Genomic DNA, 14,767 nt, shown 5'->3' on the forward strand with positions numbered 1-14,767 from the left:
ATGTCAGACTGACGTGATCACCGATGCCGATGGCACCGGCGCATAGAGCGCTTCGATGATGTCAGTGCGATGCTCCAGCACCGCGCGCTGGTTGATCGAGCCCTTGTCGGTGACCTCGCCGCGATCGATTGACAGCGGCGTATCCAGCAGGATCGCCCGCGCGATCCGGTTCGACGAGCCGGTGGCGCCGGCAAGGACGCGTGCGAAGCGTTCACGAAAGGCAGCCCGCACCAGCGGATCATTGGCCGCGGCCGCGATGTCGCCAGCGGCAAGCTCTGGATTGATCAGGCGGCAGCCGTCGAGATCGAGGATCACGATCGCCGCGAGCTGGTCGCGGTTGAGCCCCGCGATCACGACGTCGCGTACCAGCGGCGCGCAGGTGCCGACAAAGCGCGCCCTTAAGGGTCCAACGCTGACCCAAGTGCCGCTCGCCAGCTTGAAATCCTCGGCGATCCGGCCATCGAAATCGAAACCGGCAGCGAGATCACCAGCGTTGGCGGGCTTCAGCGCATCGCCGAACTTGTAGAAGCCCTCCTCATCGAACGCCTTGGCGGTCAGTTCGGGCTGACGCCAGTAGCCGGGCGTCACGTTCGGACCCTTGGCGCGCACCTCGAGCTTGCCGTTGTTGGGGACGAGCTTCGCGTCATTGCCCGACACCGGAAGCCCGACATGGCCGGAGCGGCTGGTATCGGGCCGCACCGACATGAAGAACGGCGAGGTCTCGGTGGCGCCGAGCCCCGTCAGCATCGGCACGCGATAGCCCTTCTCCTGCACGGCGAGCGCATCGAGGCTGTTCCAGATGAACGGCGACAGCGCGGCGCCCGAGAAGAACATCGCATGCAGCCGATCGAAGAATTTCGCCCGCAAGGCAGCGTCGTCGCGCAGATAGGGCAATAGCGATTCATAGCCCTTGGGCACGTTGAAATAGACCGTCGGCGAGATCTCGCGGAGGTTTCGCACGGTCTCCTCGATGCCGCCGGGCATCGGCTTGCCCTCGTCGAGAAACATCGAGCCGCCGTTATAGAGCGTCAACCCGACATTGTGGTTGCCGCCAAAGGTGTGATTCCACGGCAGCCAATCCACGATGACCGGCGGCTCGTCCTTCAGGAACGCCAGCGTCTCGCGCAGCATCACCTGGTTGGCGCAGATCATCCGCTGGGTGTTGATCACGGCCTTGGGATTGCCCGTCGAACCCGACGTCAGCAGGAATTTCGCGATCGTGTCCGGCCCGATTCCCCCATGGGTCGCGTCGAGGCGCGGATCTTCCGGCGCCGCCATGAGATCGGCGAGCCGGGTCACCTCGCGGCCGGGCACGGTTCCGCGGCTGGCCGCGATCTCGACATCCGGCGCGACATTGACGCGCAGCGCATCGGCAAATTTGCCGGCATCGTCGGCGAAGACCAGACCTGGCGTCAGAAGCTTGATGACGAAGCCGAGCTTGCCGTAGTCGCGCGACACCAGCGAATAGGCCGGCGACACCGGGCAGAAAGGAATGCCGGCATAGAGCGCGCCGAGTGCCATCAGCGCATGATCAATCGAATTGCCCGACAGAATCACGACCGGCCGCTCGGCCGACAACCCGCGCGCGATCAGCGCGGAGGCGATGCGCCGGGTCGTCTCCAGCAATTGCGCGTAGGTGATCTGCCGCCAGCCGCCGCCGGCGCGTTCGGCCATGAACACGCGGTTCGGTTCGGCGGTCGCCCAGTGATGCAGGCGGTCGGTGAGACGAGCGGGATAATCGGTAAGACTGAGCTTCGGGCGAAGATAGATCGTGCCGTCGTCGCGGCGTTCGACGCTGACGTCGGGATTGCCGAACGAGATCGGGCGCAGCGGATGCACGCTCGCAGCTGGTGCGGACGGCGTGGCGCTCATGTCGGCTTCACCTTGGCGGTCTTGCGATCCAGGAAGGCGCGGATGCGCTTTTTGGCTTCCTTGTCGCTCTGCGCCACCGTCGCCATCAGCGATTCCATCAATAGGCCGGTCTGCGGATTGGCCTCGGCGATCATCGGCAGCGCCTGCAACACGGCGAAGTTGGTCAGCGGCGCATTGGCAGCGACGCGCTCGGCAAGCTCCAGCGCTTTCGGCAGCGCGCCGTCGGCCTCGGTGAGATATTGCGAGAAGCCATAGGCCGCGCCCTCGGTCGCCGAATAGACCCGGCCGGTCAACATCATGTCCGCCATCCTGGGCACGCCGATCAGGCGCGGCAGCCGCACCGATCCGCCGCCGCCGACGAAGATGCCGCGCTGGCCCTCGGGCAGCGCGAAATAGGCCGAGGGCTCGGCGACGCGGATATGCGCCGCGCAGGCTAGCTCCAGCCCGCCGCCGATCACCGCCCCCTTCAGCGCCGCGATCACAGGCACGCGGCAATACTGGATGCGGTCGAACACGCGGTGCCACATCTGGGAATGCACCAGGCCCTCGGTGGCGTCGCGCTCGGTCAGTTCGGAGAGATCGAGGCCAGACGAAAAATGATCGCCGATCCCATGGATGACAACGGCGCCGACCGCATCGGGAATCGCGGAGAAGCAATCCCGCAGCGCCAGGATGATGCCGTCGTTCAGCGCATTGCGCTTGGCGGGCCGGTTGAGCCCGACCGTCAGCACCGCCCCTCGCGTCTCGATCTTGAGCAGCGAGGCGTCACCCGCGTCGGCAGCGTTTCCCATGGCGTTATTGCTTCCTGTTCAGAATAGTTATGTTTTATAACTAATGGCGGGAGAGTCAATATGGGAGACGTTCGAGACGTCTGGGATTACGGGGATGGAGTCGGCACGCGCGACACACTCCACCCGTCGTCCCTGCGAAAGCAGGGACCCATACGCCGCAGCAGATGTAGTGGATGGGACTCGTCGTTCCGACGTTACGCAACAATAACCATTTGTGGTTATGGGTCCCGGCCTGCGCCGGGACGACACTGAATATGTGGCGTGGGTTGTGAGTCATACTTCCGCGTTCTCGCGACATGAATTGTCCGAGCTTTGCTCTTCGTCTCGCCCTCTCTTGAAGAGGGCGCAGGGAAAGCCGGGTGCCGATCGCACCCATGGGTCCCGTGCAACAAAAAAGCACGGGAGGTAGGACCACAGGTGTAACCGGAGCAATCCCGGCTTTCCCTGCGCGATGGTTTTACGGCTTACTTCGTGCTCTCCCCGGCGAGACTGGGCTTGTTTGTCACCGCCTTCGCAGAAACGCATTCGCGTTTCGCGAGGGGACAGCGGCCGCTAGGGCGTCAGGACCACACGACTTCACCGTCCGCTTCATGCGCTCTCGTCTCTCGCGCAGTCAGCGTCCACCGCATCCCACCGCGCGTTCGTGACGTGCGCAACGCCCCTCAATCGGGTGAGACGGCGGCATTAGATCGCTGAGTTGGGGTGCGCGTCAAGAGATAATTCTGAAAAAGAGAAATTCTATCGGCAAGGGCCCGATGAGTGAGGTGAGCACGCCGTTCCGGCTCCCTCCCGCCATTGCCTTCCTCACACGCGCGCCAAGCAAGAATCCCGATTCTCTCCGCGCGCCCGCCTACAGCACCTGATGCACGTCGATCACGACGCGGTCGGCGTGGCGGGCGGCGGAGGCGATGAAGATGTGCTCCATCAGCCAGCGGTACTTTTCGGCGCCGGTTTCGAATTTCGGCACGGTGCGGAAATAGATCAGCTTCGGGTCAACAGGCTCACCGCGCTTGAGCCTCTCGAGCAGCTCGACCGGCCCGAAGCGGATACCCTTGTTCTCGACATAGACGATGGCGCCGTCGTCGGTCTCGAAGGCATATTTCGCTTCCAGCTCGATCAGCTCGTTGGGCCGGATGATCTGGAAGTCGGCGCCGAAGCCGAGCACCTTACCGTTGACGGTCTCGCCCCTCACCTCACCGCCGATGATCGGAATGATGCGGCGGACACCGGTGCCGATGTCACCGGCGGACGTCACCTCGGCGATCCGGGCGGTGATGGTGAAGACGTATCTGGTCTGAAGCTCCGGTCCCATGGATTTAGCCTATCATGCGTTGCGGCAGGTAGGTCGCGAGCAGCGGGAACAGGATCAGGATCACCAGCCGGATCAGGTCGGTGATGACGAACGGCAGCACGCCGACAAAGATTGTCGACATGTTGACGTCCTTGATCACGCTCTTGATCACGAACACGTTCATGCCGACCGGCGGATGGATCAGGCCGAGCTCGACGGTCATGACGATGATGATGCCGAACCAGATCGGATCGAAGCCGAGCGCGGTCACCACCGGAAACACGATCGGCACGGTGAGGATCACCATCGCCATCGCGTCCATCAGGCAGCCCAGCACCAGATACATCAGGAGGATCAGCGCCAGCACGCCATAGGGGCCGATGCCGAGCCCGGTGAGGAAGGCGGTGACGTTCTGCGGCGTCTGGGTGATGGTAAGGAAGTAGCCGAAGCAGAGCGCGCCGATCAGCACGGTGAACACGGCTGCCGCGGTGCGGGTCGCCTGCAGCAGCGATTGCAGGATGCCGTCCCTGGTCAGCTTGCCGCGGAGGATGCCGATGATGAAGGCGCCGACCGCGCCGACCGCGCCTGCTTCGGTCGGGATGAAGAAGCCGCCATAGAGGCCGCCGATCACGAACAGGAACAGCAGCAGCGGCGACCAGACGTCGCGCAGCGCGACGAAGCGCTCATGCCACGACGCTTTCTTGCCCGCCGGCAGGAAACCCGGCCGCGTCACGCCGATGATGCCGATCGTGATCATGTGCATCAGGATCGCGAGCAGGCCAGGCACCACGCCCGCGATGAACAGCTTGCCGATGTCCTGCTGGGTGATGATGCCGTAGACCGCGAGCACGGTGGACGGCGGCAGCATCGCCCCCAGCGTGCCGCCGACCGCGATCACGCCGGTGGAGAACGACTGCGGATATCCGAAGCGGCGCATCTCGGGATAGGCCACCGCCGAGAAGGTTGCCGCGGTCGCGACCGACGAGCCGGAGATCGCGGCAAAGCCGCCGCAGGCCGCGATGGTCGCAATGCCAAGCCCGCCCTTCCAGTGGCCGACAAAGGTGTTGGCGGCGCGGAACAGCTCGCGGCTGATGCCGGAGACGGACACGAAGGCGCCCATCAAAAGGAACATCGGGATCACGCCGAAGGAATAATCCGTCACCGTGCGCATCGTGGTCTGGCCGATCAGCTTCAGCGCCGGCGCGAGGCCGGTGAGATAGCCGAAACCGGTGATGCCGACGAGGCCCATTGCCATGCCGACGGGCACGCGGAGCAGCATCAGCGCGAACAGGCTGACAAAGCCGATGACGGCGACAGTCTCCGGACTCAGGTCGAGACTCATGGCCGTCTACTCCGCGGTCTTGATCTTGGCATCGTGGATTTCTTCCGGATGGAAGATCAGCCGGTAGGTGCGGATCGCGATCAGCAGCACCGCCGAGACGTCGCCGATCCACGACACCAGGAAGAACGGCCAGATCGGCACGCCGAGGTCCATGGTGACGATGTGGCCGTTTTTAGTGTCGATCACCTTGTCGATCAGCGTGTAGGTCTGCACTGTCACCACGAACAGCAGCACCAGCGTCGCGAAGATGTCGATCCAGCGCTGGTAGCGCGGCGAGGCATTGGCCCAGACCAGATCCACGGTGATGTGGGTCCCGCGATAGCTCGTCGCGGCGATGCCCCAGAAAATCAGGATGCCGAGCAGGAACTGGCCGAAATTGTAGTAGTCGGGGATCGTCACCGAGAAGAACTTGCGCATGAACACCGCAGTGAAGGTGTTGAGCGCGACGACGCCGACGAAGAAGGCCGCCACCCATTCGATCGAATCGATGAAGCGGTCCATGAAGTTCTTGCGCACCGGTTCGGGTGGACCGGTGATCGCGCCGTCTTGGGTCACTTCGGAGTTGGCAGCCATATTGTCCGACTGTCGCTGTCAGGAGCCGTCATTCCGGGCGCTCGCAAGGCGAGCGAACCCGGAATCTGGAGGTTGAGATAAGAGATTCCGGGTTCGCGCTCACGCGCGCCCCGGAATGACGAGATCAGATCCCCGCCTCGTACTTCTTCAGCGTGGCCTGAAGATCGGCGTCGATCTTTTCCGCATCGCCGCCGGCCTTCTTCACCGCCTCGGCCCAACTGTCGCGCAGCGGCTTGACCGCCTTCTTCCACTCGGCGAGTTGATCCGACGTCAGCGGGTAGACCTCGTGGCCTTCCAGCGCCTTCATCTTGGTGCGGCCATTGGCTTCGAAATCGGTCCATGGGTCGGTGACCTTGGAAGCCCATTCCGGCGTGCAGTGATCGTCGATCACCTTCTTCTGGGCATCCGACATCGAGTTATATTTGGCGAGGTTGATGTTGTAGGTGAAAACAGTCGAATAGAGCGGCACGTCCATGTGGTACTTCACCACCTTGTCGATGCCGAACAGGAAGATCGAGCCCCAGGGGAAGGTGATCTCGTCGGCCACGCCGCGCTCGATCGCGTCGCGCGATTCCGGCGCGGAGGCCTGCACATTGGTGCCGCCGAACATCTTGACCATCTCGCCGATTGTGCTCTGTGCCGGACGCACCTTCACGCCAGAGAGGTCGCTCGGCAGCAAAATCCTCTTCTTGCCGTGCAGCGCGCCCGGATCGTGGATGAAGGCGAAGCACAGCTTGGTGTCCTTCATCTCGGTCGGCGCGTATCTGTGGTACCACTCGTTCAGCGCCAGCGTGCCCTTCTTGCCGTCGGAAAACACGAACGGGAGCTGGCCGGCAGCTGCGATCGGGAAGCGGCCGGGCTGATAGCCGGGATTGACATAGGTGACATCGGCGATGCCGTCGCGCGCCATGTCGTAATGGTCGAACGCCTTGCCGAGCTGCTCGGAGGGGAACACGGTGACCTTGATGGTGCCGCCCGATGCCTTGTCGATGTCGGCGGCCCAGGCCTGCGTCGCCGGCACCAGCGGATGCGCCGGTGGCACCCATAGCGACACTTTGAGATAGACGGTCTTGTCCTGTGCCACGGCGGGACCTGCGGCCGCCACGACGGCCGCTGCCATCAGCAGGGCCAACAATTTATTCCTCATCACGTCTCCTCCTCTCCAGGACGGGCTTGGTACCCGCCTCATTACTTAACATGTTATCTAATTCGAGCGCATATTCAAGCCGAAATCCGCATGGTGGACGCCTCGTCGCACCTCCGCCCCGGGGCGACCCCAGTGCATCTCGCATTGCGGCGAACGCTTTTCCTGGGCGAAACGCCCTTTGCCAGGACGGCTATATGATATAGTTGCCTTGGCAAGTTGATGGCGCACGCCCCGGCGCGGGCGCCCGAGCCAAGCCTATCGTATCGGGAGGAGCAGGTATTGCGGACAAAAGTAGCAATCATTGGCGCAGGTCCGGCCGGACTGTTGCTTGGGCAACTACTTCATTCTTTCGGCATAGACAACGTCATTCTTGAGCGGCAGACCCCGGACTACGTGCTGGGGCGGATTCGCGCCGGCCTGCTCGAGGAAGGCACGGTCTCCCTGCTCGACCAGGTCGGCGCCGGCGCCCGCCTGCATCAGGAGGGCCTGGTCCATCACGGCGTCGAGCTGGCGTTTGGCGGCGCGCGGCACCGCATCGACATGCATGCGGCGACCGGCAAGACCGTGACCATCTACGGCCAGACCGAGGTCACGCTCGATCTGATGAACGCCCGCAAGGCGGCCGGCCTGACCACGGTCTACTCCGCGGCCGACGTCAAACCGCATGATTTCGACACCGACCATCCGCGCGTCAGCTACGTCAAGGACGGCGTCGCCCACGAAATCGCCTGCGATTTTATCGCCGGCTGCGACGGCTTCCATGGGGTCAGCCGCGCCAGCGTTCCCGCCTCGGCGATCACCAGCTACGAGCGGGTGTATCCGTTCGGCTGGCTCGGGATTCTTTCCGAGACCCCGCCGGTCTCGCCGGAATTGATTTACAACAACCACGAGCGCGGCTTCGCGCTGTGCACGATGCGCTCGACCCACCGCAGCCGCTATTACGTGCAGTGCCCGCTCGACGATCATGTCGACCAATGGTCGGACGAGCGGTTCTGGGACGAATTGAAGCGGCGCCTCGACCAGAAGGCCGCCGACGAGATCGTCACCGGCCCCTCGATCGAAAAAAGCATCGCGCCGCTGCGCAGCTTCGTGGCCGAGCCGATGCGGTTCGGCCGGATGTTCCTGGCCGGCGACGCCTCGCACATCGTGCCGCCGACCGGCGCCAAGGGCCTGAACCTTGCGGCCAGCGACGTGCACTATCTGTCGCAGGCGTTGCGCGAATTCTACGACGAGAAATCCTCGGCGGGTCTCGACGGTTACTCGGCCAAGGCGCTGTCCCGGGTCTGGAAGGCGGTGCGCTTCTCCTGGTGGATGACCTCGATGCTGCACAAATTCCCCGACGAGGGCGACTTCGCCGCGCGCATCCAGATCGCCGAGCTCGACTACCTCGTCAGCTCGAAGGCGGCATCGGCCTCGCTGTCGGAGAATTATGTGGGGCTGCCGTTTTAGGTCGCTGTTTCCTTCGTCGAGCAACCTCGTCGTTACACCCTCAGCCGTCATACCCCGCGCATGCGGGGTATCCAGTACGCCGCGGCTTCTCGATTCATGCCGTGCGGTCTCTGGAATACTGGATCGCCCGGTCAAGCCGGGCGATGACAGCGGGAGATGTGGCGACAGGCCGGAGCCACATTCAAACACAGGCGCGAATCCCGTTTAAAACTTTGTAGGCGGTGAAACCGTCATCGACATCGCGTTCAATGGCGTCACGCAACGCCATATGCGAGCTTCAGATGACCAACGATACGCAAGTCGCCCCCGACATCCCCCAAGATAACTCCCAAGACATCCCTCAGGGCTTCGAGCCGCTGTTCCGCAAAAGCCCGCTCACCGAGCCCTGGGAACCGCTTTACCAAAAGAAGACCGAACGGGCCGTCATCATCGGCCTGCGGCTCGCCAGGCCGCACACCAACGGCCGCGGCCTGATCCATGGCGGGCTGATCGCAGCACTCGCCGACAACGCGATGGGCTATAGCTGCGGCCAGGCGACCGCCTGGACCACCTCGTTCGTGACGATATCGCTCGCGGTCGATTTCGTGGGCTCCGCCAATGTCGGCCAATGGCTCGCGATCGAGAGCGACGTGATCAAGACTGGCAGCACGATCTGCTTCGCGCAGAGCCTGATCAAGGCCGATGGCGTCACCATCGCGCGCGCCAGCGGCACGTTCCGCGTGGTGCCGAAGAAGGCGCCCGTGACTTGAGGTGCTCTCAAGCGGAGCGCACGGCTTGCCGCGGTAAACAGAAAGGCATACTCCGCAACATCTCTTAACGTCGCCGCCACATCTCCACGACCGGGCGCGGGTAGGGTCAATCGCATTGCGATTTGGAGATCGGCTCAATGTCTTGGAATTCTTGGTCTTGGAAATGGCCTTGGAAATTTTGGATCGTGCGAAGCAGCATCGCGGTGTGCTTCGCACTGATGACCTCGGGCTTGTCGTATGCGGCGACAAGTCTGGACAGCCTGGCAGGCGGTTGGTCCGGATCCGGTTCGATGAAGCCCTCGAACGGGGGACTGGGAGAAGGTCCGCTGCAAGGTCGCCTACAACGTCACCAAGCCAGGCAAGGCGATCAGCCTGGATCTCCGATGCGCAAGCGATGCCTACAAGATGTCGTTGTCCGCAAACATCGAACAGAACGAAACGCAGCTTTCGGGCAACTGGTTCGAGAGCGAGTACCGGCAGGGCGGCAAAATCTCGGGGACCAACTCTGACGGACTGATCGAGGCGCGCATCGAGGGCGAGACGGTTGCCGCGCTGGTAACGATCCGAACCAAGGGCGACCACCAGTCGTTCGTGATGGAAGCGCCCGGCTCCTGGCTGTCGCAGGTCACCATCGAACTGAACAAGGACGCCAAATGACGGCCGATTGAGCTGGTTAGCCGAAGTGCCAGTCGGTGATCTCGGTGACGAGATCGATGAAGGTCCGCACCTTGGCCGACAGCAGCCGCGTGGTCGGATAGACGACGTGGATCGGCACCGCCGGCTGCTCGAACTCGGCGAGCACGATCCTGAGCCGCCGCGCTTTCAGTGATTCGGCGGCCTGGTAGGCCATCACCCGCGTCAATCCGCCGTCCTGCTCGGCGTACTGGATGGCGGCATCCGAACTGTTGCTGGTGAAGCGCGGCGTAGGCGTGATGCGAATCTCCTGCCCTTCCTCCATGAAGCGCCAATCCGGCGTCGCGGTCATGGCACCGAACTGGATCGTGTCATGGGTGATGAGATCAGCCGGCCGCTTCGGCTCGCCGCGGAGCTTCAGATAGCCGGCCGACGCCACCACGATCCGGCGCATCTGGCCGACATGCCGCGCAACCAGCGTCGAATCCGGCAGGTGCCCGAGCCTGACCGCGAGGTCGACGCCGTCCTCGACGAGGTTGATCCTGCGGTCGGACAGCCGCAGGTCGACACCGACATCGGGATAGCGCTTCAGATAGACTGATACGACCGGGCTGACATGGAGCCGCCCGAAGCCGAACGGCGCCGAGATCACCAGCCGGCCCTCGGGGCGGGTGCGCTCGCTCTCCACCGCGTCCTCGGCCTCCTCGACATCGGCCAGGATCCGCCGCGCCCGCTCCAGATAGCGCGAGCCGGCGTCGGTCAGCGTCACCTGCCGCGTGGTCCGCTGCAGCAGCCGCGCCCCCAGCCGCTCCTCCAGCGCCGCAATCAGCCGCGTGATCGCCGATGGCGACAGGCCGAGCTTGCGGGCGGCGGGGGCAAAACCCTCGAGATCCGCCACCGCGACAAAGGCCTGCATGGCGTCGATCCGGTCCATGGCACTATTGCATAATCGGCAACAGTGAAGTGTCAATTCACAAGATTGCCTACGATCCGGAAATACCCATGTTACAGCGCGAGGACGACCGCTTTGGCGCCCGCATCGGGAGGCTCAGATGTCAGACGTTCGCAGCTATCCGAGCGATGTCGGGTTCACGCCTGCCGTGAAGGCGATCCAGACCCGCAAGGGCTCGCGCGACACCTATGCCGAGGTCGAGGAGCATGGCGGCTGGCGCACCGAGGTCGACGAGGACCTCGCGACCTTCCTCGCCAACACCAACAGCTTCTATCTCGCGACCGCCTCGGCCGACGGGCAGCCCTACATCCAGCATCGCGGCGGGCCGAAGGGCTTCATCAAGGTGCTCGACAAGCACACCATCGCGTTCGCCGATTACAGCGGCAACCGGCAATTCATCACCCAGGGCAATCTCTCGGAGAACCCGAAGGCCTATATCTTCGTGATGAACTATGCGTATCGGCAGCGCGTGAAGATCTGGGGCGAGGCGCAGGTGGTGGAAGACGATCCGGCGCTGCTGCGCTCGCTGATGCCGCAGGGCTATCGGGCGCGGCCGGAACAGGTGATCCTGTTCAAGGTCGCGGCATGGGACACCAACTGCCCGCAGCACATTCCGCAGAAATTCGACGCCGCCGACGTGGCGACGGCGCTCGCCTCGCGCGATCAGCGCATTGCCGAGCTCGAGGCGGAGCTGGCCGCATTGAAGGGCCAGCCCGTTCCCGCCGCAACGAGCTAGGCCGCCTGCTGCTGTAGCGGCGCCCAGGCGAATTCCGGATAATGTTGCTGCATCATCCGGCCGACATAGGCGGTCAGGTTGTCGAACTTCTCGGTACGCTCGCGCAGCGGCGAATCGAAGAACGGCGTCAGGATTCCTGCCAGCGCGCCGAACGCGGTGGCGTCGGTGCCGCACGGCGCATTGCCCATCAGATAGGGCTTGTCGCCGAGCTGGACCGACAGCGCAAATAGCGAGCGGAGCGCGAGATCGACGTCCTCGTCGGGTCCATGGCGGCCGAGTCCGCTCAGCAGATAGTTCTCGGCAACGCGGAACTGGGCGTCCTCGCGCAGCTTGTCGCGCATGTGATCGGGCGCACCGTCGAAGAAATGCGCCGGCCCCTTGGCGAAATTGGTGTCGTCGACCCAGCGCGCACCGATCAGCGCCCAGTAGACGTGATGCTCGATCATACGCTCGAACGCCCAGGCCTGCGCGCGTGCCTGCAGGCTCAGCGGCGCGTCGAAATCGAAACCGTATTTGCCCTCGATATGGGCGCGGATAAAGGTCGAATCGGCGATCGTCTCGCCGTCATCGGCGATGAAGGGCAGCTGGCCCTTGGGAGAGGCCGGCGGCATCGCCTTTTCCTTGACGTAAGCGAGCCCGGCCATCTTGAGCTGGACCTCGGTTTTGGTCACGAAAGGGCTGATTTCAGGCAAGCCGAAACCCGTGCCAAAGCCAAAAAGCGTAATCATATGAAGCTCCCGATCGCCTGTGGTCGTGAAGTGAAGCTAGCGGCCCCCTGCTGCCAGCATGGTGTCAGCAGTAGTGGCATTCGCTGTCGAGCGGGCCGACCGGTGCGAGGCGGCGAACCGCCTCGCGAACGCGCTTGACCAGCCGTGCCCGCCCATAGGACCAGGCAGCGCCGATCGACTGTGCGACCAGCGCAACCAGGGCCCAGCGCAGGTCGCCGGAGGTGGAGTAGACCGTGACCAGTTGTTCCAGCGCGAAGCTCTGCGCTTGCCGGAAACCGAGTTCATCAAGATTCGTCATGGACAAATTCCCTTCACTTGAGGTGTTGTCCTGATATAGCCCCCACCTGCTGCCAACATGCTGTCAGCAGCAGGCGGACGGGACGCAGAAAAGCCGACGCGCCGAGCGACGAACAGAGCTGCCGAGATGGTTGTAAGACACTCGTCAAGACAGCGGCCAAGAGACCTGAGAAGAGAGCGACGAAGAGAACTGCCATGAGACGCGCCGACCGGCTGTTTCAGATCATCCAGGTGCTCCGCCGCACCCGTAAGCCCTTGACCGCGGATGCGATCGCAGCCGAGCTCGAGACATCGAAGCGGACGATCTATCGCGACATCGCCAGCCTGATCGAGCAGCGGGTGCCGATCCGCGGCGAGGCCGGCATGGGCTACATCCTGGAGAAGGGATTCGACCTGCCGCCCTTGATGCTGACGCCCGACGAGATCGAGGCCTGCGTGCTCGGCGCGCAATGGGTGGTCGGTCACGCCGATCCGGCATTGGCGCGCGCGGCCGAGGACCTGATGGCCAAGATCGCCGAGACCGTGCCCGACCGCCTGCGGCCATTCGTGCTGGAGCCGGCGAGCCGCGCCCGCTCCGCCTGGAACCGGGAGCCCGACCGCATCGACATGGTCAGGACCCGTAGCCAGATCCACGAGGGCAAGAAGATCACGCTCAACTATCGCGACGAGCATGGCCGCGACTCAGAGCGCACGGTCTGGCCGATCGCGGTCGGCTATCATGAGGCGGTGCGGCTGCTCGCCGCCTGGTGCGAGCTGCGCAAGGACTTTCGCAGCTTCCGCACCGACCGCGTGGTCACCGCCGTCTATCACGACGAGAAATATCCGGAGCGGCGCGACCTGCTCAGGGCGCGCTGGCGGCGCAGCCTGGTGTGGGAAGCGCCGAGGGACACCTGATGGCCGACAGCGACATCGACGCGACGGAGGCAAGCCCCTGCCAGTCCTGCGGCGCCTGCTGCAGCTATTCGGAGAACTGGCCGCGCTTCACCGTCGAGGACGATGCGCAGCTCGCGCTGATCCCGCCGCAATTCGTCAACACGCGACAGTCAGGGATGCGCTGCGACGGCGATCGCTGCTCGGCGCTGTCGGGGCGGGTGGGAGAGGCAACGCGCTGCGAGGTCTATGCGGTGCGGCCGGAGGTGTGCCGCACCTGCTTGCCGGGCGACGCGGAATGCGCGATGGCGCGGCGCCGGCACGGGCTGCCGCTCATTCCGAGCGCGCAGCCGGTTTGATCACGCGCTTTAAGCTATCACCGTCGCGGTGAACTCCTCGTCGTCGAGTTCGTCATCGACAACAGGCGCGAAGGTCGACAGCGGCTTGGTCGACAGCGTGATCGGCTTGCGGCCACCATGCGAGACGGTCGCAACGCGGGCCGGCTCACGCGCCAGCGCGTAGAGCGTCGACCCAACGCGGCCACCGAAATTGATCAGCTCGCGCTCGGTGCAGCTCGACGCAATCGCGACTGCGAGTGCGTGCAGATGGCTGCGGCGATAGCAGAACAGCGCCAGCCTCGCCCTGGCGTCGGGCGCGACATTGGCGACCAGCAGCGAAAGCCCGTTGGGATTGGCGCGGTACATCTGGCCGAGCAGGTCGTCCGCAACTGGGCAGGCATCGTTATCGAATGCGTCGCGGCTTGAAAACATTTGCAAATCCCCCTTGATCCGGAAGATGCCGCGCAATCCTCTAACGAAAGGTTAACCACGGCCTCCGGTCGTTTCCGGGGCCCCTTGCCCGTTGCACGCGAATCACATCCGCGCTGAAGCGGGCGGATGGTCAGTGATTCGAAACGAGAAAAGAAAGGTCCGGGAGCCGCTCAGTTCGCGGCCATGTAGATCGACAGCGCGAAGCCGGTGAGGTGGTGCAGCGCCTGGTCGACCCCGATCAGGGTCCAGAACCAGGGATGGCCTGACTCCAGCGTCACGCCAAAATGCGAGGCGCAGATTCCTTTGCACCGATCGACGATGATGTGGATCACGAAGTCGACGAAGGCGACGTACCAGAACCGCGGCGCCACCACCAGAATCAGCGCCAGCGCGACCGCCAGATGCACCAGGCAATGCGCGAGCAGCGGCATCGCCCAGCCGGTCTTCTGGTCCTTGCCGATCGCCATCCAGGCGTTCTGCAGCATGAAGTCGGCGATGATGTGCTTCGCGGTGAGAAGCAACATCCATCCCACCAGGGCACCAACCGACACCGACGATGACATGGCA

17 protein-coding genes are annotated in these 14,767 nt (G+C 63.9%); 6 read left to right on the forward strand and 11 right to left on the reverse strand.

From position 1 onward, the window contains the following. Positions 1-3 precede the first annotated feature (3 nt). From G6P99_RS45000 to G6P99_RS45025, 6 genes are all read right to left on the reverse strand, one after another. Complete coding sequence (locus G6P99_RS45000; RefSeq protein ID WP_029077915.1) at positions 4-1,872, reverse strand: feruloyl-CoA synthase; 1,869 nt, start codon at positions 1,870-1,872, stop codon at positions 4-6. Then, positions 1,869-2,663: a crotonase/enoyl-CoA hydratase family protein gene (locus G6P99_RS45005; RefSeq protein ID WP_165126766.1), complete on the reverse strand. Its 795-nt coding sequence runs from the start codon at positions 2,661-2,663 to the stop codon at positions 1,869-1,871. The genes G6P99_RS45000 and G6P99_RS45005 overlap by 4 nt, the downstream gene beginning before the upstream one ends. A gap of 850 nt (positions 2,664-3,513) precedes the next feature. Continuing rightward, positions 3,514-3,975 carry a DUF3237 domain-containing protein gene (locus G6P99_RS45010; RefSeq protein ID WP_029077917.1) on the reverse strand — a complete coding sequence of 154 codons (462 nt, stop codon included), beginning with the start codon at positions 3,973-3,975 and terminating at the stop codon, positions 3,514-3,516. A 4-nt stretch (positions 3,976-3,979) separates the two neighbouring features. Further along, entirely contained in the window at positions 3,980-5,284 is a 1,305-nt protein-coding gene (locus G6P99_RS45015) for a TRAP transporter large permease (protein WP_029077918.1), read from the reverse strand. 18 nt (positions 5,285-5,302) lie between these two features. Next, positions 5,303-5,812: a TRAP transporter small permease gene (locus tag G6P99_RS45020; RefSeq protein ID WP_029077919.1), complete on the reverse strand. Its 510-nt coding sequence runs from the start codon at positions 5,810-5,812 to the stop codon at positions 5,303-5,305. A 181-nt stretch (positions 5,813-5,993) separates the two neighbouring features. Beyond that, positions 5,994-7,016: a TRAP transporter substrate-binding protein gene (locus tag G6P99_RS45025; RefSeq protein ID WP_029077920.1), complete on the reverse strand. Its 1,023-nt coding sequence runs from the start codon at positions 7,014-7,016 to the stop codon at positions 5,994-5,996. Positions 7,017-7,295: 279 nt separating this feature from the next. On the opposite strand from G6P99_RS45025, the gene pobA reads away from it, so the two are divergent. The 3 genes from pobA to G6P99_RS45040 all read left to right on the forward strand — a co-directional run bounded on the left by pobA (position 7,296) and on the right by G6P99_RS45040 (position 9,871). Beyond that, entirely contained in the window at positions 7,296-8,465 is a 1,170-nt protein-coding gene (pobA, locus tag G6P99_RS45030) for a 4-hydroxybenzoate 3-monooxygenase (protein WP_029077921.1), read from the forward strand. Between the two features lie 281 nt (positions 8,466-8,746). Next, complete coding sequence (locus tag G6P99_RS45035) at positions 8,747-9,214, forward strand: PaaI family thioesterase (RefSeq protein WP_051345954.1); 468 nt, start codon at positions 8,747-8,749, stop codon at positions 9,212-9,214. A 405-nt stretch (positions 9,215-9,619) separates the two neighbouring features. Further along, positions 9,620-9,871 carry a hypothetical protein gene (locus G6P99_RS45040; RefSeq protein ID WP_246709428.1) on the forward strand — a complete coding sequence of 84 codons (252 nt, stop codon included), beginning with the start codon at positions 9,620-9,622 and terminating at the stop codon, positions 9,869-9,871. Positions 9,872-9,887: 16 nt separating this feature from the next. Here G6P99_RS45040 and G6P99_RS45045 read toward each other — a convergent pair whose 3' ends face one another. Next, positions 9,888-10,781, reverse strand: coding sequence for a LysR family transcriptional regulator (locus tag G6P99_RS45045; protein WP_029077923.1), 894 nt, complete (start codon positions 10,779-10,781; stop codon positions 9,888-9,890). Between the two features lie 118 nt (positions 10,782-10,899). On the opposite strand from G6P99_RS45045, the gene G6P99_RS45050 reads away from it, so the two are divergent. Beyond that, a complete protein-coding gene (locus tag G6P99_RS45050) occupies positions 10,900-11,535 on the forward strand; it encodes a pyridoxamine 5'-phosphate oxidase family protein (protein WP_029077924.1) in 636 nt (211 codons plus the stop codon). On the opposite strand, the gene G6P99_RS45055 is transcribed toward G6P99_RS45050, so the two are convergent. Continuing rightward, positions 11,532-12,263, reverse strand: a complete 732-nt coding sequence (locus tag G6P99_RS45055) for a glutathione S-transferase family protein (RefSeq protein ID WP_029077925.1) — start codon at positions 12,261-12,263, stop codon at positions 11,532-11,534. The genes G6P99_RS45050 and G6P99_RS45055 overlap by 4 nt on opposite strands. A gap of 64 nt (positions 12,264-12,327) precedes the next feature. After that, on the reverse strand, positions 12,328-12,561 hold the full coding sequence (locus tag G6P99_RS45060) for a hypothetical protein (RefSeq protein WP_029077926.1): 234 nt from the start codon (positions 12,559-12,561) through the stop codon (positions 12,328-12,330). A 194-nt stretch (positions 12,562-12,755) separates the two neighbouring features. Between G6P99_RS45060 and G6P99_RS45065 the strand changes: the two genes are divergently transcribed. After that, entirely contained in the window at positions 12,756-13,454 is a 699-nt protein-coding gene (locus G6P99_RS45065; protein ID WP_029077927.1) for a helix-turn-helix transcriptional regulator, read from the forward strand. After that, positions 13,454-13,789 carry a YkgJ family cysteine cluster protein gene (locus G6P99_RS45070; RefSeq protein ID WP_029077928.1) on the forward strand — a complete coding sequence of 112 codons (336 nt, stop codon included), beginning with the start codon at positions 13,454-13,456 and terminating at the stop codon, positions 13,787-13,789. Before G6P99_RS45065 ends, G6P99_RS45070 begins: the two co-directional genes overlap by 1 nt. Before the next feature lie 9 nt (positions 13,790-13,798). Here the strand turns inward: G6P99_RS45070 and G6P99_RS45075 are convergent, their stop codons facing one another. Together G6P99_RS45075 and G6P99_RS45080 are read right to left on the reverse strand one after the other, a co-directional pair. Then, a complete protein-coding gene (locus G6P99_RS45075; protein WP_029077929.1) occupies positions 13,799-14,200 on the reverse strand; it encodes a hypothetical protein in 402 nt (133 codons plus the stop codon). A 170-nt stretch (positions 14,201-14,370) separates the two neighbouring features. After that, positions 14,371-14,724: a DUF3307 domain-containing protein gene (locus G6P99_RS45080; protein WP_083991990.1), complete on the reverse strand. Its 354-nt coding sequence runs from the start codon at positions 14,722-14,724 to the stop codon at positions 14,371-14,373. Positions 14,725-14,767 lie beyond the last annotated feature (43 nt).

It is taken from the genome of Bradyrhizobium sp. 6(2017) (genome assembly GCF_011058295.2).
Classification (GTDB): Bacteria; Pseudomonadota; Alphaproteobacteria; order Rhizobiales; family Xanthobacteraceae; genus Bradyrhizobium; species Bradyrhizobium septentrionale.

What these genes read in the sequence shown, in the direction of transcription:
- G6P99_RS45000 (WP_029077915.1), bottom strand. Translation starts at nt 1,872, where the DNA reads ATGAGCGCCACGCCGTCCGCACCAGCTGCGAGCGTGCATCCGCTGCGC.
- G6P99_RS45005 (WP_165126766.1), bottom strand. Translation starts at nt 2,663, where the DNA reads ATGGGAAACGCTGCCGACGCGGGTGACGCCTCGCTGCTCAAGATCGAG.
- G6P99_RS45010 (WP_029077917.1), bottom strand. Translation starts at nt 3,975, where the DNA reads ATGGGACCGGAGCTTCAGACCAGATACGTCTTCACCATCACCGCCCGG.
- G6P99_RS45025 (WP_029077920.1), bottom strand. Translation starts at nt 7,016, where the DNA reads ATGAGGAATAAATTGTTGGCCCTGCTGATGGCAGCGGCCGTCGTGGCG.
- G6P99_RS45035 (WP_051345954.1), top strand. Translation starts at nt 8,747, where the DNA reads ATGACCAACGATACGCAAGTCGCCCCCGACATCCCCCAAGATAACTCC.
- G6P99_RS45040 (WP_246709428.1), top strand. Translation starts at nt 9,620, where the DNA reads ATGTCGTTGTCCGCAAACATCGAACAGAACGAAACGCAGCTTTCGGGC.
- G6P99_RS45045 (WP_029077923.1), bottom strand. Translation starts at nt 10,781, where the DNA reads ATGGACCGGATCGACGCCATGCAGGCCTTTGTCGCGGTGGCGGATCTC.
- G6P99_RS45050 (WP_029077924.1), top strand. Translation starts at nt 10,900, where the DNA reads ATGTCAGACGTTCGCAGCTATCCGAGCGATGTCGGGTTCACGCCTGCC.
- G6P99_RS45055 (WP_029077925.1), bottom strand. Translation starts at nt 12,263, where the DNA reads ATGATTACGCTTTTTGGCTTTGGCACGGGTTTCGGCTTGCCTGAAATC.
- G6P99_RS45060 (WP_029077926.1), bottom strand. Translation starts at nt 12,561, where the DNA reads ATGACGAATCTTGATGAACTCGGTTTCCGGCAAGCGCAGAGCTTCGCG.
- G6P99_RS45065 (WP_029077927.1), top strand. Translation starts at nt 12,756, where the DNA reads ATGAGACGCGCCGACCGGCTGTTTCAGATCATCCAGGTGCTCCGCCGC.
- G6P99_RS45070 (WP_029077928.1), top strand. Translation starts at nt 13,454, where the DNA reads ATGGCCGACAGCGACATCGACGCGACGGAGGCAAGCCCCTGCCAGTCC.
- G6P99_RS45075 (WP_029077929.1), bottom strand. Translation starts at nt 14,200, where the DNA reads ATGTTTTCAAGCCGCGACGCATTCGATAACGATGCCTGCCCAGTTGCG.
- G6P99_RS45080 (WP_083991990.1), bottom strand. Translation starts at nt 14,724, where the DNA reads ATGTTGCTTCTCACCGCGAAGCACATCATCGCCGACTTCATGCTGCAG.